The 23,794-nt window shown below is 75.1% G+C and carries 22 protein-coding genes; 11 read left to right on the top strand and 11 right to left on the bottom strand.

Going from position 1 to position 23,794, the window contains the following annotated elements:
* Positions 1–6: 6 nt before the first annotated feature.
* Positions 7–291 (bottom strand): cation transporter, encoded by a 285-nt coding sequence (locus ACF08F_RS12945; protein WP_392298539.1) that lies wholly within the window; start codon positions 289–291, stop codon positions 7–9.
* 193 nt (positions 292–484) lie between these two features.
* Here ACF08F_RS12945 and ACF08F_RS12940 point away from each other — a divergent pair, with 193 nt between their 5' ends.
* Together ACF08F_RS12940 and ACF08F_RS12935 are read left to right on the top strand one after the other, a co-directional pair.
* Positions 485–1,474 carry a hypothetical protein gene (locus ACF08F_RS12940; RefSeq protein WP_392298538.1) on the top strand — a complete coding sequence of 330 codons (990 nt, stop codon included), beginning with the start codon at positions 485–487 and terminating at the stop codon, positions 1,472–1,474.
* A gap of 54 nt (positions 1,475–1,528) precedes the next feature.
* Entirely contained in the window at positions 1,529–2,227 is a 699-nt protein-coding gene (locus ACF08F_RS12935; RefSeq protein WP_392298537.1) for a copper homeostasis protein CutC, read from the top strand.
* A gap of 369 nt (positions 2,228–2,596) precedes the next feature.
* Here ACF08F_RS12935 and ACF08F_RS12930 read toward each other — a convergent pair whose 3' ends face one another.
* Positions 2,597–3,253 (bottom strand): response regulator, encoded by a 657-nt coding sequence (locus ACF08F_RS12930; RefSeq protein WP_392298536.1) that lies wholly within the window; start codon positions 3,251–3,253, stop codon positions 2,597–2,599.
* Here ACF08F_RS12930 and ACF08F_RS12925 point away from each other — a divergent pair.
* On the top strand, positions 3,231–3,587 hold the full coding sequence (locus ACF08F_RS12925; protein ID WP_392298535.1) for a DUF6223 family protein: 357 nt from the start codon (positions 3,231–3,233) through the stop codon (positions 3,585–3,587). The genes ACF08F_RS12930 and ACF08F_RS12925 overlap by 23 nt on opposite strands.
* A gap of 63 nt (positions 3,588–3,650) precedes the next feature.
* Entirely contained in the window at positions 3,651–4,529 is an 879-nt protein-coding gene (locus ACF08F_RS12920) for an aminoglycoside phosphotransferase family protein (RefSeq protein WP_392298534.1), read from the top strand.
* A gap of 12 nt (positions 4,530–4,541) precedes the next feature.
* Here the strand turns inward: ACF08F_RS12920 and ACF08F_RS12915 are convergent, their stop codons facing one another.
* Both ACF08F_RS12915 and ACF08F_RS12910 read right to left on the bottom strand, forming a co-directional pair.
* Complete coding sequence (locus ACF08F_RS12915; RefSeq protein ID WP_392298533.1) at positions 4,542–4,949, bottom strand: VOC family protein; 408 nt, start codon at positions 4,947–4,949, stop codon at positions 4,542–4,544.
* Positions 4,946–6,976 carry a HelD family protein gene (locus ACF08F_RS12910; protein ID WP_392298532.1) on the bottom strand — a complete coding sequence of 677 codons (2,031 nt, stop codon included), beginning with the start codon at positions 6,974–6,976 and terminating at the stop codon, positions 4,946–4,948. The genes ACF08F_RS12915 and ACF08F_RS12910 overlap by 4 nt, the downstream gene beginning before the upstream one ends.
* A 261-nt stretch (positions 6,977–7,237) precedes the next feature.
* Here ACF08F_RS12910 and ACF08F_RS12905 point away from each other — a divergent pair, with 261 nt between their 5' ends.
* Together ACF08F_RS12905 and ACF08F_RS12900 are read left to right on the top strand one after the other, a co-directional pair.
* Positions 7,238–7,426: a hypothetical protein gene (locus ACF08F_RS12905; RefSeq protein WP_392298531.1), complete on the top strand. Its 189-nt coding sequence runs from the start codon at positions 7,238–7,240 to the stop codon at positions 7,424–7,426.
* Positions 7,427–7,475: 49 nt separating this feature from the next.
* Positions 7,476–7,841 carry a hypothetical protein gene (locus tag ACF08F_RS12900; protein WP_392298530.1) on the top strand — a complete coding sequence of 122 codons (366 nt, stop codon included), beginning with the start codon at positions 7,476–7,478 and terminating at the stop codon, positions 7,839–7,841.
* Between the two features lie 34 nt (positions 7,842–7,875).
* Here the strand turns inward: ACF08F_RS12900 and ACF08F_RS12895 are convergent, their stop codons facing one another.
* Both ACF08F_RS12895 and ACF08F_RS12890 read right to left on the bottom strand, forming a co-directional pair.
* Positions 7,876–9,516, bottom strand: coding sequence for a DNA repair helicase XPB (locus ACF08F_RS12895; protein WP_392298529.1), 1,641 nt, complete (start codon positions 9,514–9,516; stop codon positions 7,876–7,878).
* A gap of 143 nt (positions 9,517–9,659) precedes the next feature.
* Entirely contained in the window at positions 9,660–12,185 is a 2,526-nt protein-coding gene (locus ACF08F_RS12890; protein WP_392298528.1) for a helicase-associated domain-containing protein, read from the bottom strand.
* A gap of 72 nt (positions 12,186–12,257) precedes the next feature.
* On the opposite strand from ACF08F_RS12890, the gene ACF08F_RS12885 reads away from it, so the two are divergent.
* Complete coding sequence (locus tag ACF08F_RS12885) at positions 12,258–13,355, top strand: hypothetical protein (RefSeq protein WP_392298527.1); 1,098 nt, start codon at positions 12,258–12,260, stop codon at positions 13,353–13,355.
* Positions 13,356–13,658: 303 nt separating this feature from the next.
* A complete protein-coding gene (locus ACF08F_RS12880; protein ID WP_392298526.1) occupies positions 13,659–14,309 on the top strand; it encodes an HAD family hydrolase in 651 nt (216 codons plus the stop codon).
* Here ACF08F_RS12880 and ACF08F_RS12875 read toward each other — a convergent pair.
* The gene (locus ACF08F_RS12875; RefSeq protein WP_392298525.1) at positions 14,297–14,575 is read right to left on the bottom strand and encodes a hypothetical protein; all 279 of its coding nucleotides are present in this window, start codon (positions 14,573–14,575) and stop codon (positions 14,297–14,299) included. The two genes, ACF08F_RS12880 and ACF08F_RS12875, sit on opposite strands and share 13 nt — an antisense overlap.
* 364 nt (positions 14,576–14,939) lie before the next feature.
* Here ACF08F_RS12875 and ACF08F_RS12870 point away from each other — a divergent pair, with 364 nt between their 5' ends.
* Positions 14,940–15,323, top strand: a complete 384-nt coding sequence (locus ACF08F_RS12870) for a cold-shock protein (RefSeq protein ID WP_392298729.1) — start codon at positions 14,940–14,942, stop codon at positions 15,321–15,323.
* A gap of 12 nt (positions 15,324–15,335) precedes the next feature.
* On the opposite strand, the gene ACF08F_RS12865 is transcribed toward ACF08F_RS12870, so the two are convergent.
* The 4 genes from ACF08F_RS12865 to ACF08F_RS12850 all read right to left on the bottom strand — a co-directional run bounded on the left by ACF08F_RS12865 (position 15,336) and on the right by ACF08F_RS12850 (position 19,011).
* Positions 15,336–16,184 carry a 1,4-dihydroxy-6-naphthoate synthase gene (locus ACF08F_RS12865; RefSeq protein ID WP_392298524.1) on the bottom strand — a complete coding sequence of 283 codons (849 nt, stop codon included), beginning with the start codon at positions 16,182–16,184 and terminating at the stop codon, positions 15,336–15,338.
* Positions 16,181–16,963 (bottom strand): futalosine hydrolase, encoded by a 783-nt coding sequence (locus ACF08F_RS12860; RefSeq protein WP_392298523.1) that lies wholly within the window; start codon positions 16,961–16,963, stop codon positions 16,181–16,183. Before ACF08F_RS12860 ends, ACF08F_RS12865 begins: the two co-directional genes overlap by 4 nt.
* 7 nt (positions 16,964–16,970) lie before the next feature.
* Positions 16,971–17,450 carry a DUF2771 domain-containing protein gene (locus tag ACF08F_RS12855; RefSeq protein ID WP_392298522.1) on the bottom strand — a complete coding sequence of 160 codons (480 nt, stop codon included), beginning with the start codon at positions 17,448–17,450 and terminating at the stop codon, positions 16,971–16,973.
* 172 nt (positions 17,451–17,622) lie between these two features.
* On the bottom strand, positions 17,623–19,011 hold the full coding sequence (locus ACF08F_RS12850; RefSeq protein ID WP_392298521.1) for an MFS transporter: 1,389 nt from the start codon (positions 19,009–19,011) through the stop codon (positions 17,623–17,625).
* 548 nt (positions 19,012–19,559) lie between these two features.
* Here ACF08F_RS12850 and ACF08F_RS12845 point away from each other — a divergent pair.
* Complete coding sequence (locus ACF08F_RS12845) at positions 19,560–20,489, top strand: DUF3027 domain-containing protein (RefSeq protein ID WP_392298520.1); 930 nt, start codon at positions 19,560–19,562, stop codon at positions 20,487–20,489.
* A 157-nt stretch (positions 20,490–20,646) separates the two neighbouring features.
* On the top strand, positions 20,647–23,790 hold the full coding sequence (locus ACF08F_RS12840) for a sacsin N-terminal ATP-binding-like domain-containing protein (RefSeq protein ID WP_392298519.1): 3,144 nt from the start codon (positions 20,647–20,649) through the stop codon (positions 23,788–23,790).
* The last annotated feature ends 4 nt before the right edge of the window (positions 23,791–23,794 follow it).

The raw sequence follows: 23,794 nt of genomic DNA, 5'->3' as shown, positions 1-23,794 counted from the left end.
GGCGGCTCAGGCGCGGCCGGTCAGCTCGTAGCCCGCGTCGTCGACGGCGGCGGCGATGGCGGCGTCGTCGGGCTCGCCGCCGGTGGTGACGGTCACCAGGCCGCCGTTGACGTCGACGTCCACGGAGATGACGCCGTCCAGCGCGCCGACGGACTGGGTGATCGCGGTCCTGCAGTGGCCGCACGTCATGCCGGAGACGGCGTAGACGGTCGCGGTGCTCTCGGCGATCGCGACGGCGGCGGTCTCCGCGGTGGTCGAGCAGCTGTTGTCGGGGGTGCAGCAGGAGCCCATGGCTTCTCCTCGGTCGGTTCCTTCGGGCGCGATACCCTCAGGGGGTATCCGGTTGTGGTTCATGTATACCCCCCTCCCGTATCCGACGCAAGCAGATCCGCGGCTTGACTTGATACCCCCCAGGGGTATGGTGAGGTGCATCGAACGGTTACCGCGCCACCCGCGCACCCACCCACGTATCGGGAGAGCAGCCATGAACACCGGTGTGAAGATCACTGCCTATGCCGCCGCGCTCGCCGCGACCTTCGGGGCCGCGTACGGGGTCGGCACGGGCGTCGGGCCCTTCGAGGAGCCGAAGAAGGCGGAGCACGGCGAGCACGCGGCCGCCCCCGCGAAGAGCCCCGCGGCGGACGGCCACGCCGGCCACGAGGCGGGCGCGGACGCCGCCCCCGCCGCCGAGCTCCCCGGCGGCCTCCAGGTCTCCGACGGCGGCTACACCCTCGCCCTGGACACCCCGGCCCCCGCCGTCGGCAAGAGCGTCCTGAAGTTCTCGATCAAGGACGCGACCGGCCGGAAGGTCACCGCCTTCACCACCGAGCACGGCAAGGAACTGCACTTCATCGTCGCCTCGCGCGACCTCACCACCTTCCGCCATCTGCACCCGGTGAAGGCCGCGGACGGCACCTGGACGACCCCCGTCGACCTGCCCGCCGCCGGCGGCTACAAGGCCTTCGCCGACTTCAAGCCCGCCGCGAAGGGCGCCAAGGGCATCACACTCGGCGCCGACCTCTCCGTACCCGGCGCGTACGCCCCCGAGGCCATGCCGGCCGTCGCCCCGACGGCGAACGTCGACGGCTACCAGGTCCGCCTCGGCGGCACCCTCGACCCGGGCAAGGCCGGCGAGCTCAAGCTCACCGTCACCAAGGCCGGCAGGCCCGTCACCGACCTGGAGCCCTATCTCGGCGCGTACGGACACCTCGTCGCCCTGCGCGACGGCGACCTCGCCTACCTCCACGTGCACCCGAACGAGGGCGGCCCCGGCCCGGACGTCTCCTTCACCGCGACGGCGCCCAGCGCGGGGACGTACCGTCTCTTCCTCGACTTCCAGCACGAGGGCAAGGTCCGGACGGCGGCCTTCACGGTCACCGCGGGAGCCGCGAAGGCGACCGCCCCGGCCCCCGAGGCCACCGCTCCCGCGGCCGGTGATGCGACGGACGATGCGGGAGAGCACACGCACGGCTAGTCTGGTCATTGGACTAGACCTGTAGTGCCGTCATTCATGGAGGAATGGGCCGCGATGAGCAACCGTGCAGTCCTTGAGGTGATCGCCCTCGACGAGGAAGACGCGGTCGCCGCCCAGGCCGGTGGAGCCGACCGGCTCGAACTCGTCACCGACATGGCGGCGGACGGGCTCACCCCGTCCCGAACCGGCTTCGCCGCCATCCGCTCCGCCGTCGACATCCCGCTGCGCGTGATGCTCCGCCTCGCCGACGGGTTCTCGGCCGGCGGCCCCGACGGCATCGACGCCCTCGTGGCCCGGGCCTCGGAGCTCCGCGAGGCGGGCGCGGACGAGTTCGTCCTCGGCTTCCTCACCCCGGACGGCGAACCGGACCTCGTCGCCGTCGAGCGGCTCATCGCCGTCCTCGACGGCTGCCGCTGGACCTTCCACCGGGCGATCGACCGGACCGCCGACCGCGACGGCCTCCGCAAGCGCCTCGCCGACCTCCCCGGCCTCGACACCTACCTCACGGCGGGCTCCGCCACCGGCGTCGACGACGGCCTCGCCACCCTCAAGGCCGAGGCCGCCCGCGCCGGCGAACCGGGCTACGAGGCCCGGATCCTCGTCGGCGGCGGCCTGCGCCTCGACCACCTCCCCGAGCTGCGCGCGGCCGGCCTCGACGCCTTCCACATCGGCGGCGCCGCCCGCCCCCAGGGCTGGACCGCCCCGGTCTCGGCGGAAGCGGTACGCACCTGGCGCGAGGCCGTCGACGCCTGAGCCCCGCCGCCCCGGCGGCCGATGCCCCGCGGCACGTCCGGGCACGCGCGGCCCACCCGCCGCCCGGGGCCGGCCCACCCGCCGCCCGCGCCCGGCCCTGCGCCGGGCGGCGGGTCCTGCGTCGGACCCACCCGCCCTACGCCCGGCGGCGCGCCTTGCACCGGGCGGCGGGTCCCGTGTCGGGCCGCGCGCCCTGCGCCGGGCGGAGCGCCTTGCGCCGGCGGCGGGTCCAGCGTCGAACCGCGAGTCCCGCCCCCGGCCGCGGGCCCTGCGCCGCGGGCCCTGCGCCGCGGGCCCTGCGCCGCGGGCGCGCCCTGTGTCGTGGCGTCGGCCTCGGCCCGCCCGCCCTACGCCCGCCCTACGCCCCCCCTACGCCGGACCTGAGCCTCCCGGGGTCACCAGGCCCGATTCGTAGGCCAGGACGACGAGCTGGGCGCGGTCGCGGGCGGCGAGTTTGGTCATCGCACGGTTGACGTGGGTCTTCGCGGTCAGCGGGCTGATCACCATGCGGGCGGCGATCTCGTCGTTGGTCAGGCCGCCCGCCACCAGGACGACCGCCTCGCGCTCACGGTTGGTCAGCTCCGCCAGCCGCTCGCGGACCCTCGCGGGCGGCGGCTGGGTGACGTACCGGTCGATCAGCTTGCGGGTGATCGACGGCGCGAGCAGGGCGTCCCCGCGAGCGGCGACCCGCACGGCGTGCAGGAAGTCCTCGGGGACGATGTCCTTGACGAGGAACCCCGCCGCACCGGCGCGCAGCGCGTCGAAGACGTACTCGTCGAGGCCGTAGTTGGTCAGGACGACGACCCGCACCCCGGCCAGCTCCGGGTCCGCGGCGATGCGCCGGGTCGTCTCGATGCCGTCGACGACCGGCATCCGGATGTCGACGAGCGCGATGTCGGGCAGGTGCTCCCTGGCCAGCGCCAGGCCCTCCAGCCCGTCGCCGGCCTCGGCCACCACCTCGATGTCGTCCTCGACGTCGAGGAGCGCGCGGAACCCGCTGCGGATGAGCGGGCGCGTCGGAGCCATCGTGGCCGCGCTGCTGGGAATCGCCGGAGCCGCCGTCGGCGCACGGGCCCTCGCCCGCGCCGCCGGCCGTACCCGTACGGACTCCGGCTCCGGCACCGGAAGCGGCGCCGCATCCCGATCCGTGCGGACCGGGGCCCTCGCCGCCCTCGCGGCGGGGCTCGTCGCCATGGCGCTCGGCGGGACGGTCGTCGCCGGCTCCGACGGCTCCCTCGGTACGGGCAACGGGCTCGGCGGCGCCCTCGTGGCCCTCCTCGTCGGTCTGGTCGCCTCCGTCCTCGGCGGCCTGGCGCTGGCCCGCTCCACCGCCCGCGACCCGCACCCGTCCGCCCGGTGACCTCCGGGCGGACGGGCGGAAAACCCGTGGTCGTGGGGGCGGTCGCCCGTTAGCGTCGCCCCCATGGCATCCCCCGTGACCCTCGACACCGCCCTCGTGGCCCGCCTGGTCGCCGCGCAGTTCCCCGAGTGGGCGGGACTCCCGGTGCGGGAGGTGGACTCCGCCGGCACCGACAACGCGATGTTCCGGCTCGGGGACGAGTTCGCCGTACGGCTGCCGAAGGCCGAGTGGTCGACCGGGCAGGCCGCGAAGGAGCAGCGCTGGCTCCCGCTCCTCGCGCCGCACCTGCCCCTGCCCGTCCCCGTCCCCCTCGGGCACGGGGTCCCCGGGGAGGGTTTCGACCGCCCCTGGTCCGTGTTCGGCTGGCTCGACGGTGCCGACGCCTTCATCGCGCCCCTCACCGATCTCGCCGACGCCGCCGTGCGGCTGGGCCGCTTCGGCGCCGCCCTGCGCGCGGTCGACGCGAGCGGTGGCCCGGCCTCCTTCCGGGGCGGCCCGGTCACGGAGTGGGAGCAGGGCGCGATGCCGGGCGCGATCCGGGAGCTCGCCGCCGACGGCACGGTCGACCCCGAACGGGCCACCCGGGCCTGGGAGTCGGTCCTCGCGCTCCCGCAGTGGGAGGGCGCCCCCGTCTGGGTCCACGGCGACCTGCTCCCCGGCAACGTCCTCACCCGAGACGGCCGCCTCAGCGCCGTCATCGACTTCGGCGGCCTCGGCGTGGGCGACCCGGCCTGCGACATGATGCCCGGCTGGTCGATCCTCACCGCCGAGACCCGCCCCCTCTTCCGCGAGGCGGCCCGGGTCGACGACGACACCTGGGCGCGCGGCCGCGGCTGGGCCCTGTGCTGGGGCCTGGTGACCGAGAACTACTACCGCGTCACGAACCCGGTCCTGGCCGCGGTGGCCCACCGCACCTGGTCCGAGGCGCTCGCCGAGAGCTGACCCCGGCGCGCCTCAGGGCCCGGCGGCGACCAGTTCGACCTCGAACCCGTCCGCGTTCTCCAGGTAGGCCGCGTAGTGGCCCTCGCCGCCCGCGTACGGGTGCCGGTCGGCGAACAGCAGGCGCCAGCCGTGGGCCGGGGCCTCGGCCGCGAGCGCGTCGACGGCCGCCCGGTCGCCCGCGTGGAAGGCCAGGTGGTTGAGGCCGGGCCGGAGCCGGTCGTGGGTGTCTGCCGTACGGGCCGGGGACTGCTCGACCACGAGGTAGCAGGAGCCGAGCGCCCAGCTGCGGCCGCCCTCCCAGTGCTGGAAGGGCGCGTACCCGAGGGCGCCGAGCAGCCAGCCGAAGCTCGCCTCGGCGCCCGCCAGGTCGCCCACCCAGATCTCCACGTGGTGCAGGGAGCCGGCCGGAGGACGGGTCACAGGGTGCCCAACTGGGCGGGAACCGGAGCCGAGTGAATGATCGTCAGGCCGGAGACGGCACGGGTCAGCGCCACGTACAGGCGCCGCAGCCCGGTCCGCTCGTCGGGTTCGCCGTCGACGACGGCCGCCGGCTCGTCGAGGACCACGTAGTCGTACTCCAGGCCCTTCGCGAGCGAGGCGGGGACGAGGGTCAGCCGGGACTCGGCGGTCGTCTCCTCGCCGGGGGAGAGGTACGCCATCCCCGCCGCCGTCAGCGCCTCCGCCAGCGGGGCGATCCGGGCGTCGGCGGCGATCAGGCCGACGGAACCCTCGTGCGCCAGGGCCTCGACGCAGGCCGCGACGACGTCGGCGTCGAGGTCGCCGGCCGGGCGGACGACCAGCGAGCCCGGGTTCTCCCGGACCGACTCCACCGCCGCGAGCCCCGGCGACATGTGCGGAAGGAGCCGCGAGGCGTACGCGATGACCTCGCGCGGCACGCGGAAGCCGGCGGTCAGCTCCTCCACGACCGCCTCCGGCTTGCCCAGGTGCCCGAGCGCCTGCGCCCAGCTCTCCGTGGCCCACGGCGTCGTCCCCTGCGCCAGGTCGCCCAGGACCGTCGCCGAACCCGTCGTGCACCGGCGGCCCACCGCCCGGTACTGCATCGGGGACAGGTCCTGCGCCTCGTCGAGGACCACGTGCCCGAGCGAGTGCGTCCGCTCGACGAGGTCCTTCGTCTCGTCGATCAGCACCGCGTCCGCGGCCGACCACTTCGCCGCCTTCACGCTCCGCGCCGGCTTCGCCCACAGCAGCAGCTTCTGCTCGTCCTCGGAGAGCAGCCCCTCCGCGTGCTCCGCCAGGAAGTCGGCGTCGCCGAGCAGCCGCAGCACCAGCTTCGCGGGCTCGACCGGCGGCCAGCACTCCTTCACGACGGCCTTCACGGCGGGGTTCCGCGCGACCGCGTTCTGCACGCGGTCGTCGGGCGCCTCGCCGGCCTCCTCCATCCGCACCAGGACCGCGTGCGCGATCCGCTGCGGCAGCGCCTCGCGGGCCGCCCCGTACCGGATGTCCCGGTCCAGCAACTCCTGGACCATCTGCTCCAGTTCGTACGCGGGCACCCGCCACCGGCGCGAGCCGCGCACCACCATCAGCGGCTCCTTCGGCAGCGAGACGTGCGAGCGGACGGCGCGCCGGAGCACCTCCGCCATCCGGGCGTCGCCCTTGACCACCGCCGTCGCCGCGTCGTCCGTCCCCCGCACGTCGACGTGCGCCACGAGGTCGTCGACGGTCGCCTGCTGGACCTCCAGCTCGCCCAGGGCGGGCAGCACCTGCTCGATGTAGTGGAGGAAGGAACGGTTCGGCCCGATGACCAGGGTGCCGGTGCGGGCCAGCCGCTCCCGGTGCGCGTACAGCAGGTACGCGACACGGTGCAGGCCGACGGCCGTCTTTCCGGTCCCGGGGCCTCCCTGCACGCACACCGTCCCCGACAGGTCGGAGCGGACGATCCCGTCCTGCTCGGGCTGGATCGTCGCCACGATGTCCCGCATGGGGCCGACGCGGGGCCGCTCGATCTCCGCCTGGAGCAGCCGGCTCGTCGTCTGCAGCTCGGCCGGGTCGGAGAGGTGCTCGTCCTCGTACGCGGTGAGTTCCCCGCCCGTGTACCCGAAGCGCCGCCGCAGCCCCACGTCCTGCGGGTCCTTCTTCGACGCCTGGTAGTACGGCTGCGACACCGGGGCGCGCCAGTCGATGACCATGGGGTCGCCGTCGGCGTCGTGGACGTGCCGCCGGCCGATGTAGAAGCGCTGTCCCTCCTGCGTGGTGTGCAGGTAGTCGAGCCGTCCGAAGAACAGCGGGGTGTCGGCGAGGTCCGCGAGCGCCTTGATCCGGTCCTCGATCTGGCGCCCCAGGACGAGGGAGTTGACCCAGTTCGCCGTGACGTCCTTGATGTCGAGCGCCTCGACGTCCTCCCGCATCGCGCGGAGGGCGGAGCGCGACTCGGTCAGATGGGCGCGCTCACGCGCGAGCGGATCGAGCGGACCGGAAACGGACACGGTGAAGCCTCCGAGCAGGTGGATACGCGGACACGACGAGGTGGCCGCCGGTTTCCAACCGGACGGCGGCGCTCCACGGGGGAGGCGGGGAAGCTGGCGAGTGTAACTCCGGCCGGCCGCACGAGGCGAATCGTTTTCACCCCTCCCCGCGCGGTCTCCGTCCGGCCGCCTACCCGTAGGGGACGGGGTCCGTCGTGAGTCGGACCCCGGTTCCACCCCCAGGCCGATGTGTTCGGAATGTCCGGATTCCATGATGGAAGCATGACCGCGACGACCTTCACCCTCGTGACCACCGTCCCCCGGCCCCGTACCCGCCACCTCGCCACCGCGTTCCGCGCGATACGCGCCTTCGGCGGCGCGGCGGCCGGCGTCGTCCTCCTCGGCGACCACGGCCCGCGCGAGGCGGGCGTCAGGAACCCGCGACCTGAGTACGCGCCCGGCCCCGACTGAGTACCCGGACGACTGCCGCGGGCGGGCCGCCGCCTGATGTGATCACCACATGACGCCGACGACGCCCGCGACCGAGACCACGATCGCGACCCCGCCCGAGACCGAGACCGAGACCGACGAGTTCGTCCGCACCTCCACCCGGAAGCTGCGCCTCACCGCCCTCGGCGGCTTCGCCGTCCTCGCCGCGCTCCTGGTCCTCACCGCGATGCTGGTCATCCGCGACGCCGTCAGCGGCGACGGAGCGGCCGGCGGCTTCACCGACACCGCCTTCTGGATGTTCCCCGTCGCCGCCGCGGCCGGCCTCGTCGCCCTCGCCACCCCCCGGGCCCTGATGCCGACCACGCCGCGCCGGGCCCTCGTCATCGCCCAGTACGCCTTCGGAATCCTCGGCGTCTTCCTCCAGCTGCTGGACTGACCGGACCCTTCACGGAGGGCCCTGCGCCGGGCCCCTACGGAGCCAGCAGTTCGTCCGCGTCGACGATCCGGTACGCGTACCCCTGCTCGGCGAGGAACCGCTGCCGGTGCGCGGCGAAGTCCTGGTCGATCGTGTCGCGCGCGACGACGGAGTAGAAGTGCGCCTGGTGCCCGTCGGACTTCGGCCGCAGGACCCGGCCGAGACGCTGCGCCTCCTCCTGGCGCGAGCCGAAGGTGCCCGAGACCTGGATCGCGACCGTCGCCTCCGGCAGGTCGATCGAGAAGTTCGCGACCTTCGAGACGACGAGCACGCTGATCTCGCCCGTCCGGAACGCGTCGAAGAGCCGCTCCCGCTCCTTGTTCGACGTCTCGCCCTTGATGACCGGGGCGTCCAGGTGCTCGCCGAGCTCGTCGAGCTGGTCGATGTACTGCCCGATGACGAGGATCTGCTGCCCCTCGAACTTCCGCACCAGCGCCTCGGTCACCTTCCGCTTCGTCGCGGTCGTCGCGCAGAAGCGGTACTTCTCCTCCGGCTCGGCCGTCGCGTAGGCCAGCCGCTCGGAGTCCGTGAGGTTGACCCTGACCTCGACGCAGTCGGCGGGCGCGATGTAGCCCTGCGCCTCGATCTCCTTCCACGGCGCGTCGAACCGCTTGGGCCCGATCAGCGAGAAGACGTCGGACTCGCGTCCGTCCTCGCGGACGAGCGTCGCGGTCAGCCCGAGCCGCCGCCGCGCCTGGAGGTCGGCGGTGAACTTGAAGACGGGCGCGGGCAGCAGGTGCACCTCGTCGTAGACGACGAGGCCCCAGTCCCGGGAGTCGAAGAGCTCCAGGTGCGGGTAGATGCCCTTCCGCTTGGTCGTGAGGACCTGGTAGGTGGCGATGGTGACGGGCCGGATCTCCTTCTTCGTCCCGCTGTACTCGCCGATCTCGTCCTCGGTGAGCGAGGTCCGCCTGACCAGCTCGCTCTTCCACTGGCGGGCGGAGACCGTGTTGGTCACCAGGATCAGCGTGGTCGCCTTGGCCTCGGCCATCGCCCCGGCCCCGACCAGCGTCTTCCCCGCGCCGCAGGGCAGCACGACGACCCCGGACCCGCCGTGCCAGAAGCCGTCGACGGCCTGCCGCTGGTACGGGCGCAGTGTCCAGCCGTCCTCGGCGAGCTCGATCGGGTGGGCCTCCCCGTCGACGTACCCGGCGAGGTCCTCGGCGGGCCAGCCGAGCTTCAGCAGCGTCTGCTTGATCTGCCCGCGCTCGGAGGGGTGCACGGCGACGGTGTCCTCGTCGATCCGCGCCCCGACCAGCGGCTGCACCTTCTTCGACCGGAGGATCTCCTCCAGGACGGGCCGGTCGGTGCTGGTCAGGACGAGCCCGTGGGTGGGGTGCTTGGAGAGGGTGAGACGCCCGTACCGGTCCATCGTCTCGGCGATGTCGACGAGCAGCGCGTGCGGCACGGGGTAGCGGGAGTACTCGACGAGCGCGTCGACGACCTGCTCGGCGTCGTGCCCGGCGGCACGCGCGTTCCACAGGCCGAGCGGCGTCAGCCGGTACGTGTGGATGTGCTCGGGCGCCCGCTCCAGCTCCGCGAAGGGCGCGATGGCCCGTCGGCACGCCTCGGCGAGATCGTGGTCGACCTCCAGGAGCAGCGTCTTGTCGCTCTGGACGATGAGAGGCCCATTCACGCGCGATCAGTCCTTCCCGGGCCGCTCCCGACGACGGCGGCCAATCCTCCAGTCTGCCCGATGGGCAGGGGTCACCGCGACGCCGCTGCGTCGCGGCGTGCGTGCGCCGCGGACCCGGCCGGGCCCGGGGTCCGGCGCGGGCGTCAGACCTGGTCGTCCGCCAGCTCGGCGACGCCCGTGATCCGGTGCAGCGGATACGTGCGGACCTCGTCGGCCGTGTGGTCGTAGCCCGTCACGAAGCCGCCCTCCACCCGGACCGGGGCGATCACCCGCTGGCTCGCCGCGCCCTCCGCGTTGACGTAGCCGATCCAGACCGCCGAGCCGGTCATCGCGGCCGCCTGGACCGTGGCCAGGGTCTCGGCCGCCGAGGTGCGGGGGAGGGCGCCGGCGGCCGTCGGCTCCGAGGGCTCCTTGCGGACCGCCGTCGCCGCCCGGTCGCCGGCCCGGATGGCCCTGACCGCCGCGGTGAGGAGGGTGGCGTCGGGGGACGGCGGCCCGTCGGGGACGGGCACCGGGGCGGTACGGGCCGGGGTGCGGTACGTGTCGGCGCGGGCGATCAGGACGTCGCCCTCGGCCGACTCGGCCGCCGGCGCGTACCCCATCGACCGCAGCCCGTCGAGCAGCGCCACCGGGTCCGCCTGCGCCGCGAGCACGGTCGGCGCGAGCCGGCGGAGCCCCAGGGACGCCGACCGCCGGTCGGCCAGGATCTCGCCGAGCACCGTGTCGTCGTCGCAGCGCACGTACGCCGAGGCCGCCCCGACCTTGAGATGGCCGTGGCGCCGCGCCACGTCGTCGATCAGATACGCCAGAGGCTGCGGGACGGGCGTCCGCGAGTGCCGCGCGAGGAAGTCGTGCAGGTCGCTCGCCGTCTGCCCCGAGTCGAGAGCCCGCCGCACGGAGCCCGGCGTGAACCGGTAGACCGTCGCACCACCCTTCGACTCCACGTCCGCGAGGACGCCCAGCGCGTCGGCGAGCGGCCGCCGCAGCGGGCCCGGCGCCACGGCCGTCAGGTCGGCCTGGAGCAGCACGTGGTCGACGGCCTCGGGAAGCAGCGGCGCGAGGAGCGTCGCCGCCCGCGTCGCGGCCACCGACAGCTCCACCCCGCCGCCCGGCTCCGCCGCGGTCGCGGCCTCCGCGAGCGGCAGGTTGAGGAGCGCGCGGGCCGGGCCGGACAGCGCGCCGCGCCCGGTCAGCCCGAGCAGCTCGGCCTCCTCCAGGGTCCAGGCCGCGACCCGGGACCGCACGGTCGCGGCCCCCGCCGAGGCGGAGCCCTCGGCGCCGCGTAGCGGTCGCTCCCAGCGCAGCCTGGCGAGCAGCGACTCGGGGTCGGCCGCGGCGCCCGGCGGGAGCGTCGCGAGCAGGAACAGGACCCGGTGCCGCACCTCGGGGGCGGCCGACCGGTCCAGCTCGGGGCCGAGAGCCGACAGCGTGCGGCCCTTCGCGTCCTGCCCGCCGACCAGACCCGGGGTGCGGGTCGCGTCCAGCCACGGCGTGACGAGCAGCGCCCACCGCTCGGCGGGCGGCAGGTCGAGCCAGTCGTCGTAGGCGGGCGTCGGCGCGTACCGCTCGTCGGCCTCGCCGTCCGAGGCGAGCAGCCCCGCCCCGTAGGCCAGCTCCAGCCAGAAGCAGGCGATCTGCTCGGAGACGTCCAGGGCCGCGGCGATCCGCTTGAGGTCGCGCACGGCCAGTCCGCCCGCGCGCAGCACCGGCGGGCCGCCCAGGTCCCAGGACTTCAGCAGCTCCTCGACCGTGGCGAGCGCCACGTAGGCCTGCCCTGCGGCGGCGCTGTCCACAACCTGTGGGCGGTAGTCGCGCCGCACCACCAGCTCCGGCGCCGCCGGCTCCGGCGACCGGTGCGCCCGGCCGCCCCGCAGGTGCAGCGCCACCTCGCGCGGCAGCACCATCGTCCGCGCCGACACCGGCAGCAGCAGGCCCCGGTCGCGCAGCCACTGCACGGGCGGCGCCGGGTTCGCCGTCACCTCCCCGTAGGGCGGACCCCACACCAGCCGGTCCAGGACGGCGAGCGCCTCCGGCGGGGCCGTGTCGAGCAGCCCGCCCATCCGCGTCCGGTCGGTGAAGAGCTCCGTCAGCACGGCCACCGCCGACACCGGGTCGTGCGTCGCCGTCAGCCCGGCCGCCGCGATGATCTCCTGCACCCGGCCCGGCGACATCCCGGACGTGGCCTCGGCGACCGTCGGCCCGAGCCCGGTCGGCGACGGGTGCTGCGCGGAGGGCGCCAGGAGCTCCCGCGCGGTCCGGACGAGCCGCAGCCGCTCGTCCTCGCCCCACACGAGCGCCTGCTCGCGCAGCAGGGCGACGGCGCCGGGCAGCGCCGCCTCGATCGCAGGGTCGCCCTCGTCGCCGGCGAGCAGCCCGAGGAGCACGGGGTACGGGGTAGGGTCCGGGCCCACGGCGAGCGCTTCGGCCGTCTGGAGGGCGAACCGGTCGAGCCGCTCGATCGCCCGGATCACGGAACCGCGCGTACCGGCGCGGGTCGCCAGCTGCGTCAGGTCGTTCGGCACGGGCCCCAGGAGGTCCGGCCGGGCGCGCAGCAGCGCGGCCAGGCCGTCGTCGCCCCGCGCGCGCAGCGCTTCCGCGAGCGTGCGCGGCGCCGCGGCACCAGATGCTTCGGCCACGTGCGCCTCCCGGTCGAGCTCACCGATCCCCATCCGCCCCACGTTAGCCCCTGCCCGCGCGCTACCGTCGGGTCGTACCGGGCGAACCGGCCGTGGAGGGGCACCGTGGGCATCGAGAGCGACCAGTTGGTCTACGACTACCTGAGCCGGGTCGGCGATCTGGCACAGCAGCGTCAGCTGCCGGCGAGCGACCGGATGCGGCTGGTGTCGACGCTGCGGAACGAGATCGACCGGCGGCGCGCGACGCACGGCGAGGAGAGCCCGGCGGCGGTACGGGGCATCCTCGGCGCGCTGGGTACGCCGGACGAGGTCGTGGGACGGGCGGGTGACGGGCCGGAAGGTCCGGCGGCGGGCCCGGGCGGGTCGGCGGGGGCGACCGGGGCGGGCAGGTCGGCCGGGGCAGCCGGGGCGGACACGCCGCCGCTGCCGTCACCCCGCGCGAAGCCCGCCAAGGCGCCGAAGGCGCCGAAGCAGCCCAGAACCCTCAGGAAGCCCTCCCCGAAGCCCGCCCCGTCCTCCGCCTCCGCCTCCTCCTCCTCGGAGGCCTCCGCTTCCGTCCCGTCGCCCCGGGACGGCGGCATGGACCCCGACTGGTGGCGTACGGACGCCAGTCGCGCGACCGACATCGACGTGACGGAGGGGCTCCCGGGCTTCGTCGGCGGCATCGAGCGGCCGGACCTCTTCTTCGAACCCGCGGCCCCGGAGACCGAGGAGGAGTACGAGGACGAGGAGGCCGCCGCCGGCCGGTGGCGCCGCGCGGCCCGCGTCGTCCTGCGCCGCAAGGCGGCCCCGGCCCCCGAAGCCGGCCAGGAGACGGAGGCGGGGGGCGAGACCGGCGAGCCGGCGCAGGCATCCGCGCGCCCCCGCCTCGCGAACCCCTTCGTCCTGCTCGCGGCGCTGCTCCTGATCGGCGGCGCCGTCTTCGGCTCGCTGCTCGCGCTCGCCGTCGGCTGGCTCATCGCGTACGCCTCCCGCCGGCTGACCCCCGGCGAGGTCAAGGGCGCCGTCCTCGTGATCCCCGGGCTCGCCGCCGCGACCGGGGTGGTCTGGCTGTGGGGCCGCGTCGAGGGCCGCTGGGGCGAGGCCGTGGCCCAGGGCGGCGAGGCGATGGGCGCGGCGGTCTCCGAGACCTGGCCGTGGGTACTGCGGGGCGCGGCGATCGCCTCGGCCCTGTTCCTGCTCTGGCGCTCCCGCAGGCACTGACACCGGGTGCGGCGGGCTAGCGAGGCGAGGCGCCCGGAACCACCGTCGGCGTGCGCGGTCACGCCCGCCCGCCCCGGAACCACGGTCGGCGTGCACGGTCACGCCCGCCCGCCCCGGAACCACCGGCCGCGTGCGCGGTCACGCCCGGCCGCCCCGGAACCACCGTCGGCGTGCGCGGTCACGCCCGGCCGCCCCGGAACCACCGTCGGCGTGCGGTCACGCCCGGCCGCCCCGGAACCACCGGCCGCGAGCGCGGCCACGCCCGCCCCCGGCGGCCACCGGGCCCTCCCGCAGAATGGCCCCATGACGACGAACCAGCCCGACCAGCCCCCGACCTCGTCGGCCCCCGCCCCGCTCACCGTCGGTTTCGACCTCGACCTGACGCTGATCGACAGCCGCCCCGGCATCAAGGCCGCCTGGGAGGCCTTCGCCGCGGAGACGGGTGCCGTGATCGACGCCGACCTCGTCGTCACCCGCCTCGGCCCGCCGCTCCACCACGAGATGGCGTACTGGTTCCCCGAGGAGCAGGTCGAGGAGATGGTGGCCCGCTACCGCGCGCTCTACCCGGCGTACGCGATCGAGCCCTCGCCCCCGATGCCGGGCGCCCGGGACGCGATCCAGGCCGTGCGCGACGCGGGCGGCCGCACGATCGTCGTCACCGCCAAGAACGGCCCGCACGCGGAGCTGCACCTCGCGCACCTCGGCATCGAGCCGGACGCCGTCGTCGGCGGTCTCTGGGCCGAGGGCAAGGCCGAGGCCCTGCGGGCCCACGACGCCCAGGTGTACGTCGGCGACCACGTCGGCGACGTCCGCGGCGCCGCCACGGCGGGCGCCCTCGCGGTGGCCGTCGCGACCGGCCCCTGCGCCCCCGAGGAGCTGCGCGCGGCGGGCGCGGACGTGGTCCTCACGGACCTGACGGGCTTCCGCCCGTGGCTGGAGGCCTACCGGGCCTGAGCGCCCCCGGCCGCACCCTCGCGGGCCTGCCGGCGCTGGGCCGCGATCGACCGGAGCACCCCGGCGGCGGCGACGGCGAAGCCGACCCCCATGAGCATGGAGACGGTGTACGCGACGGTGGGGAACGGCTCGGTCCCGAGGAACAGCGGGGCCACCGTGACCAGCGTCGCCACCGCACCGACCGCGAAGAGCACGACACCGGCCTTGACGAGGCCGTCACCCGGCGCGCTGTCGTTCACCGGTCCGGCAGGGGATTCAGTACGCATTCGGCCAGGGTAGTTCCCCGGTGCCGGGGAACCGGCTCCGCCCGGCGCCGCCCGCGATCGCGGCCCGCGGCGGAGGACCTGACAAACCCCCCTCCCGTATTCCCTACGGGAGGGGGGTTTGTCGTACGTCCCGGGGTAATCACCTCTCGGGGCGTCCCGCACATGTGCTGTGATGTGCGTGCCTTCTCGCCCCGGGCGAGCCGCGATCGATACCGGCCAGGACTGCTGGCCGGGATGGGTGGAGCTGCTTGACGGGGGGTACACAGCTGGGGAGGCTTCGAACGACGGCAGGCACGAGCAAGCGCTGGATGGCCTGACCTGCGACGACAGTGTTTCGGCTTACTGGTGGAATGGGGTGCGTGCTTTGCCTACCGGCAAGGTCAAATGGTTCAACAGCGAGAAGGGCTTCGGCTTCCTCTCCCGTGACGACGGCGGCGACGTCTTCGTGCACTCGTCGGTGCTCCCCGCCGGAGTCGAGGCACTGAAGCCGGGCCAGCGGGTCGAGTTCGGAGTCGTCGCAGGTCAGCGTGGTGACCAGGCGCTCTCCGTGGCGATCCTGGAGCCGACGCCGTCCGTCGCCGCCGCGCAGCGGCGCAAGCCCGACGAACTGGCGTCCATCGTGCAGGACCTGACGACGCTCCTGGAGAACATCACTCCGGCGCTGGAGCGCGGGCGCTACCCCGAGAAGACCCAGGGCAAGAAGATCGCCGGGCTGCTCCGCGCGGTGGCGGACCAGCTCGACGTGTAGCGGTTCGTTCCCCTACGGGAACGACAGCGAGTCCGGGCCGAGGGGCGGTACGAGCCCCTCGGCCGCGGCGCGGGTGAGCAGGCCGCGGACCGCCGCGTAGCCGTGTTCGCCCAGGTCGGCGGTGAACTCGTTGACGTAGAGGCCGATGTGCTGGTCGGCCACCTTCGGGTCCATCTCCTGCGCGTGCTCCAGGACGTACGGCCGGGAGGCCACCGGGTCGTCCCAGGCCATGCGTACGGAGGCGCGGGCCGACTCGGCGAGCAGCCGCAGGGTCTCCTCGCCCAGGGAGCGGCGGGCGACGATCGCGCCGAGCGGGATCGGCAGCCCTGTCGTGGCCTCCCAGTGCTCGCCCATGTCGGCGAGGCAGTGCAGGCCGTAGTTCTGGTAGGTGAAGCGGGCCTCGTGGATGACGAGCCCCGCGTCGACCTTGCCGTCGCGGACGGCGGGCATGATCTCGTGGAACGGCATGACGACGACGTTCCCGACGCCTCCCGGCACGGTCTCGGCCGCCCACAGCCGGAAGAGGAGGTACGCCGTCGAGCGCTCGCTCGGCACCGCGACCGTCTTCCCCGCGAGGTCCGCCCCGGTGCCCTCCTCGCGCGTCAGCACGAGCGGCCCGCAGCCCCGGCCGAGCGCGCCGCCGCAGGGCAGCAGCGCGTACTCGTCGAGGATCCACGGCAGCACGGCGTACGAGACCTTCAGGACGTCGTGGTCGTCGCCGCCCTCGGCCCAGCCGTTGGTGACGTCGATGTCGGCGAAGGTCACGTCGAGGCGGGGGGCGCCGGGGACGCGGCCGTGGGCCCAGGCGTCGAAGACGAAGGTGTCGTTGGGGCAGGGCGAGTAGGCGATCTTCAGTTTCACTTCGCCTCCGCGGAGGGGGTGGTGGGGTTCGTGAGGAGCTGTGGGCCCAGCAGGGCGAAGGCCTGCCGCAGCGCGTCCAGGGCCTCGCCGATCCGCCAGGCCGCGCGGTCCCGCGGGCCGACGGCGTTCGACACGGACCGGATCTCGACGGCGGGCACGCCGTACGCGGCGGCGGCCTCGGCGACGCCGAAGCCCTCCATCGCCTCGGCGGCTGCCGTCGGGTGCCGTCCCGCCAGCTCGGCGGCGCGCCCGGCGGTGCCGGTGACGGTGGAGACGGTGAGGACGGGTGCGACGGTGTGCGGCCGGTCGCCGGCGCGCAGCGCGGCGGCGAGGGGCCCGGTGAGGGAGTGCGGTACGGGGTGGGCGGAGCGCCCGAAGCCCAGCTCCTCGACGGCCAGGTAGCCGTCGGGGGTGTCCGCGCCGAGGTCGGCGGCGACGATCGCCTCGGAGACGACGACGGTGCCGATCGGGGCGTGGGGTGCGAATCCGCCGGCGATCCCGGCGGAGACCACGAGGTCGTAGGGGGTGCCGGCGAGTGAGGCGGCGGTGAGCGCCGTGGCGGTCGCGGCGGCCACGGCCGCGGGCCCGACCCCGCCGACGAGGAGGTCCGCTCCGTCGGCACGGCGGCGCAGGGTGAGGCCGCCCGGGAGCGGTACGGGCTTTCGGGAGGGTTCCCGGGCAGTGTCCCGGGGCGTGTCCCGGGCGTCGTGACCGAGGCCGGCGGCGACGGAGTCGGCCTCCGCCGCCACGGCCGTCACGATCAGGATCCGGTGGACCACCGGCGGATCAGGATTCCTTCTTCAGCTGGAAGTGCCAGATGCCGGTGAGCTTCTTGCCGTCGGTCTCGACGATGGTCACCTGGGAGTTGTCGGTGGCCTCGCCGGTCTGGCTGGAGAAGAAGGCGCTGGCCGGAATGGTCCGGTACGTCTTCTTGTACGGCTCGGGCTCGGCCTGCTGGCCGCCGAGGAAGATCGTCCAGCCGTTGTCCGCGATCTCGGGGTCGACCCCGAAGCGGACCTTGTCGTCCATCGCGACGGTGATGGACTTCTCGGCCTTCTTGTTGAGGCACTGCTGGATCTGCGACTCCTTGATGGCGTCGCCGTCGTTGTAGCAGGCGGCCTCGGAGTGGATCGAGTCGGACCCGACCGTCACGGTCGCGATCGGAGTCGGCTTGTCGCAGGCGGAGAGAACGAGGAGCCCGGCGGAGACGGCCCCGAGGGCGACGGCGGCCCGGCGGCGCGAGCCGGAGAAGAACGCAACGGTCATGAGCCGAAGGCTATCGGGCCGCCGCGCCCGCGCCACGCGGGGGTACGGCGCGCCGCCACTCCGTGACCTCGGGAGAGCGCCCACCGGCCTCGGGAGAGCGCCCGCCGGCTAGGTCCTGTGGTCAAACTCCCGCCCGCCCTTCGGGCGGACGACGGGAGTTTGACCCCGGGACCTACGCCACCCGCGCCTTGTGCCGGCCCTTCGGCCCCGGCGGGCCCGGGTTCCGGCGGGCGGCGGCGAGCAGGCCGCGGACGGCCAGGAGGGCGCCCACCGCGAGGATCCCGGCGGCCACGGCCATGCCGAGCGTGCCGTTCAGCGGCAGCGCGATGCCGATGCCGCCGCCCACGACCCACGCCATCTGCAGCGCCGTCTCCGAGCGGGCGAACGCGGAGGTGCGCACCGATTCGGGCACGTCTCGCTGGATCAGCGCGTCCAGGGACAGCTTCGACAGGGCCTGGGTGAGGCCCGCGACCGCGCCGAGGACGGCGACCATCAGGCCGCCGAAGAAGATCGCCGCGCAGATCGCCGTGCCGCACACCACGGTGATCATCGTGGCGATGATCACCTCGGGCCCGTGGCCCCGGTCGCGCAGGAGCGAGCCGGCGGCCGTGCCGCAGGCGTTGCCGACGCCCGCCGCGACGCCCACGATCCCCAGGGAGACGGCGGCGCTCTGCCCCGACAGCGGATGGTCGCGCAGCAGGAACGCCAGGAAGAAGATCAGGAAACCCGACAGCATGCGCTGCGCCGCGTTCGCCTCCAGGCCGTGCAGGACCGACGGGCCGACCGTCCGCAGGCTCGGCTTCTTCTCGCCGTGCGTCAGCAGGTGCGCCCGCCGTTCACCCTTCGCCGAGTCCACCTTGGGCGGCATCCGCAGCGCCCAGAACGTCCCCAGCAGGAACAGCGCGCACGCCCCGTACAGCGGATAGGGCGGCCCGATCATCTGGAGCCCCGCGCCGATGGGCGCGGCGATCCCGGTGGCGAGCAGCCCGGCGAGGGTGACCCGGGAGTTCGCCTTCACGAGCGAGAAACCGGGTGGGAGCAGGCGCGGGACGACCGCGCTGCGCACCACCCCGTACGCCTTGGAGGCGACCAGCACCCCGAGCGCCGCCGGGTACAGCTCCAGGCCGCCGGTGGCGACCGCGCCCGACATCATGATCGCGAGGACCGCGCGGGTCAGCATCGCGCCCGCCATGGCCGCGCGCCTGCCGTGCGGGATGCGGTCCAGGAGCGGGCCGATCACGGGGGCGAGGAGCGTGAAGGGCAGCATCGTGACGGCGAGGTAGAGGGCGACGCGGCCGCGGGCCTCGTCCGTGGGCACGGAGAAGAAGACCGTCGACGCGAGGGCGACGGTGATCATGACGTCCCCGGCGCCGTTCACGGCGTGGAGCTCGATCAGTTTCCCGAGCCCCGACTCGCCCGCGCCGTGGGCGTGGGTGGCCTTGCGGATGCCGCGCGCGGTGCCGGTGAAGGGCAGGTGCAGGGCACGTCCGACCGACCGGCCCGCTCGGCTGAGCGGTCCGGCATGATCTTCGGATCGTGCGGGAGACCGTGCGGCTGCCACTCCGTCATAGTGCCCCACGGGCGCGCCGGACGAACCGTGGCGCGGCGAACGGCGGCGGTACGAAAGCCGTACGAAGACCGTACGGAAGCCGCGCGTGGGCCGTACGAAGCCTGTACGAGGGCCGTACGCCTCCGGTCCGGGAGCCTGTACGAATCCGCCGACCGCCCTGGTACACAACCGGTAACAGGCCGTCTGCGGCGGGGAGACGGAGCGGAGTCGGGCCGGTCCAGGCCCGCCCCGGGCCTGCCCGCGGCGCGGTCCCGGCCCGGTCCCGGCCGTCCGCGATGCGGGCCACTTGAGACGGGCAGGTGGGCGGAGGCCCGCGAACGGGGTAGCGTGCGTAGCGCGTCACCGGCGGAAGTTCTCGGCCGCGCGCCTCTTCGGCATCCCGCAGAATGGATGGCGATAGGTGTGCCCGAGACACTGCGAGACAAGTCGGGTGCGGACGTCGATGCGGCCCTCAGGTCCGCTCCGCCCGCCGCCCGTGGCTTCGCTTTCGCCCCTCGGCCGGCGCACCCGTGAGACGGCGTAGGAGAGAAGCGAGACCTGTGAGTGCTGCGACGACGCGAAGCGGTGCCCCGCGTACCCCGCGAGCCACGCGTACCCCCGACCGCCTGTGCGTCGAGGCGGTAGACCTCGCGCGGGAGGCCGCCGAGGAGGCGGCCGCGCCCGGCGTCGTCGGCCCACACGTCGAGGTCGTCGCGGAGGGCGACCGGGTCGTCACGCACTTCTTCGAGTGCCAGGAGCCGGGCTACCGCGGCTGGCGCTGGGCCGTGACGGTCACCCGCGCCTCCCGCGCCAAGAACGTCACGCTTGACGAAACCGTCCTGCTGCCCGGCTCCGACGCCCTCCTCGCCCCCGAGTGGGTGCCGTGGAGCGAGCGCCTGCGCCCCGGCGACATGGGCCCGGGCGACCTGCTGCCGACGGAGCAGGACGACCTGCGCCTGGAGCCCGGGTACTCGGGCGAGGACGCGCCGCCGCCGAACTCGGCCGTCTCGGAGGAGCTGGCGGACCACCTCGACGCCGAGGACGCCGAGATCGTCTCCCGTACGCCCTCCCGGGGCGCGATCGCCTCGGTCGCCGAGGAGCTCGGCATGCGCCGCGCCCGGGTCCTCTCCCGGTACGGGCTGCACGTGGCCGCGGACCGCTGGGACGAGAGCTTCGGCGCCAAGACGCCGATGGCGCAGGCGGCGCCCGCGTCCTGCGAGTCCTGCGCGTTCCTGGTGCCGCTCGCCGGCTCGCTGAAGCAGGCGTTCGGCGTGTGCGCCAACGAGTTCTCCCCGGCGGACGGCCGGGTCGTCTCCCTCGCGTACGGCTGCGGCGGCCACTCGGAGGCCGCGGTCATGCCGAAGCCCCCGCGCCCGGCGCCGCCGGTCCTCGACTCGATGGCCGCGGACGCCTTCCCGCTCCGCCCGGCCAAGGACTCCGGCTCCACGACGGAGCCCGACGACTCCTCCGAGGACCTCGGTCACTCGTAGTCCCTCCGCCCGGCCCCGGGATGTGCTTCCGCGCGCCCCGGGGCCCGGACGTGCCCCGGCGGCCGGGGCGCGGCGCGGCGCGGTACCTTTCGGGCCCCGGGCCTTGGGGTCCGGCAGCGTCACCGCCCGATGATCTCCCAGATCACCGCCCCGCAGAGTGGAGTCAGACGTGAGCGTCAGCGTCCGGACGACGACCGACGGAACCGATCCCTTCGGCACCGCACGGCTGCGGCGGGGCGTGCTCGACGCCTGGGGCGCCTCGCCCGCCCGGTTCCGGGAGGACGCCAACGCCGAGGAGGACCTCGCGCTCGGCGGCTACCGCGACCGGCTCGTCGTCGAGCTCGCCCAGAACGCCGCCGACGCCGCCCACCGCGCCGGCGTCACCGGCCGCCTCCGCCTCACCCTCCACCCCGCGGACCACGAGGGCCCGGCGGCCCTCGCCGCCGCCAACACCGGCGCCCCGCTGGACGCCACGGGCGCGGAGTCGCTGTCCACGCTCCGCGCCTCCGCCAAGCGCGAGCAGGGCGCGGGGTCCGTCGGCCGCTTCGGCGTCGGCTTCGCCGCCGTCCTCGCCGTCTCCGACGAGCCGGCCGTCCTCGGCCGCCACGGCGGCGTCCGCTGGTCCCTCGCGGAGGCCCGCGAACTCGCCGCCGAGTCCGCCCGGTACAGCCCGGGCCTGGGCGACGAACTGCGCCGCCGCGACGGCCACGTACCCCTCCTGCGGCTCCCGCTGCCCGCCGAGGGCACCGCGCCCGACGGCTACGACACGGTCGTCGTCCTCCCGCTGCGGGACTCCGCGGCCCAGGACCTCGCCGAGCGTCTCCTCGCCGCGGTCGACGACGCCCTGCTCCTGACGCTCCCCGGCCTCGCGGAGATCGTCGTCGAGACGGCCGAGGGGGTACGGACCCTCCGCCGCTCCGAGGACGACGGCTACGTCCGCATCGACGACACGGCGACCGGCACCCACCGCTGGCGGACCGTCTCCCACTCGGGGCCCCTCGACGCCGAACTCCTCAGGGACCGCCCGGTGGAGGAGCGCCTCCGCCCCCACTGGTCCGTCACCTGGGCCGTACCCGTCGACGGCGAGGGCGCCCCGCGCCACCCCCGCACCGAGCCCGTCGTCCACGCCCCCACCCCCACCGACGAGCCCCTCGGCATCCCCGCCCTCCTCATCGCCTCCCTGCCGCTGGACACCGCGCGGCGCCACCCGGCGCCCGGCCCGCTCACCGACTTCCTGGTGCAGCGCGCGGCCGACGCGTACGCCGAACTCCTCGCCGACTGGCACCCGGTGACCACCGCGACCCTCGACCTCGTGCCCGGCCCGCTCGGCAAGGGCCCGCTCGACGGGGCGCTGCGCGAGGCGATCCTCGACCGGCTGCCCAGGGTCGCGTTCCTCGCGCCGGCCGCCCCGACCGAGGAGCTGCCCGCGCTCCGCCCCATCGAGGCCGAGGTCGCGGAGGGCGCGGGCGCGGACACCGTCGACGTCCTCGCGGAGGTCTTCCCGACACTGCTCCCGGCGGGCCTGGAGCGCCGGCCCGAGCTCCGCACCCTGGGCGTGGGCCGCATCCCCTTCACCGAGGCCGTAGACCGCCTGGCCGGGGTCGACAGGGCGCCGACGTGGTGGTGGCGGCTCTACGACTCCCTCGCGGGCGTCGACCCGGACCGACTGACGGGCCTTCCGGTACCGCTCGCGGACGACGCCGAGGCCCTCCGGATCCGCACGACGATCGGCCCCCGTCAGGTCCTCCTCCCGCAGGACAGGACACCCGCCGAGCTGACCCGGCTCGGCCTGAAGGTGGCGCACCCGGAGGCGGTGCACCCGCTGCTGGAGAAGCTGGGCGCCCTGCCCGCCACGCCCCGCGCGGTCCTGACGACCCCGCAGGTGCGGGCGGCGGTCGCGGCCTCCCTCGACGCGGGGGAGATCTGGGACGAGGACGTCGAGACGCTCGACGCGGAGGAGCTGGCGGACACGGTCCTCGCCCTGGTCAGGGACGCCGAACTCGACCCGGGCGACGAGCCCTGGCTCGGTGCGCTCGCCCTGCCCGACGAGGACGGCGAGCTCTCCCCGGCGGGCGAGCTGGTGCTCCCGGGATCGGCCTTCGCCGCCGTGATGCGCGAGGACGAACTGCCCTTCGTGGACGCCGAACTCGCCGCCCGCTGGGGCGAACGCCCTCTGGCGGCCTGCGGGGTCCTGGCGAACTTCGCGCTGGTCCGGGCGACGGACCTGGTCCTCGACCCGGACGAGGTCGAGCCGCGGGAGGGCGACTACCCGGAGCCGGACGACGCCGGGCTGCTCGACGCGGTCGACGTGTGGTGCGAGGACGTCCTGGACCGCCTGCCGGAGTCGCCGGTGCCGCCGGTGGCGACCGAGATCGTGGCCGTACGAGACCTGGACCTGGTGGACGACGAGGCCTGGCCGCAGGCGCTCGCCCTGCTGGCGCAGCCCCCGCTCCGGGACGCGCTCACCCAGCCCGTACGGATCCTCCTGCCGGACGGCACGACGGAGACGGTCCGCTCGTACACGGCGTGGTGGCTCCGGGACCACCCGGTCCTGGACGGACGCCGCCCGGCGGGCCTCCGGGCCGAGGGCTCGGACCCCCTGCTCGCGGGTCTGTACGACTCCGCCGACGCGACCGGCTTCGACGACGAGCAGGTCCTGCGGGCGCTCGGCGTCCGCACCTCCGTCGCCGCGCTCCTCGAAGAGCCCGGCGGCGCGGCGGAACTCCTCACCCGCCTGGCGGACCCGTCCCGCGAGGTCACGGCCCCCCAGCTGCACGCCCTCTACACGGCCCTCGCGGACCTGGACCCGGAGCAGGTGACGCTCCCGGACGAGCTGCGCGCGGTCGTGGACGGGGAACTGGTCGTCGTGGACGCGGCGGAGGCCCTGGTGGCGGACGCCCCGGACCTCCTCCCCCTCAGCGGCGACACCCCGCTCCTCCCGGTGGCCCCGTCCCGCGCGGCCGACCTGGCGGAGCTGTTCCAGGTCCGCCGCCTGAGCGAGGCGTTCGAGGCGGAGGTGACGACGGTCGGCGAGGAGCACGAGGTTCCGTCGTCGGTCCACGCCCTCCTGGGCCCGTCCACCCCCGCCTCGTACATCGAGCACGAGGAACTCCGCGCGGCGGGCGTGGAACTGGACTGGCGGGTCACCCCCGACGGCATCCTCCACGCGTCGACCCTGGAAGGCGTGGCGGCGGGCCTGGCCTGGTCGGCGGGCCAGTGGCCGCGCCGCTTCGAGGTGGCGGCCCTCCTGGAGGACCCGTCCCGCACGGCCGAGCTGGCGCGGGACCGCTGGTTCGACTGAGCGG

It is taken from the genome of Streptomyces sp. NPDC015130 (genome assembly GCF_043080005.1).
GTDB lineage: Bacteria > Actinomycetota > Actinomycetes > Streptomycetales > Streptomycetaceae > Streptomyces.
The sequence above is the reverse complement of the archived record's forward strand: the minus strand, read 5'-3'. Positions and strand labels throughout refer to the sequence as shown.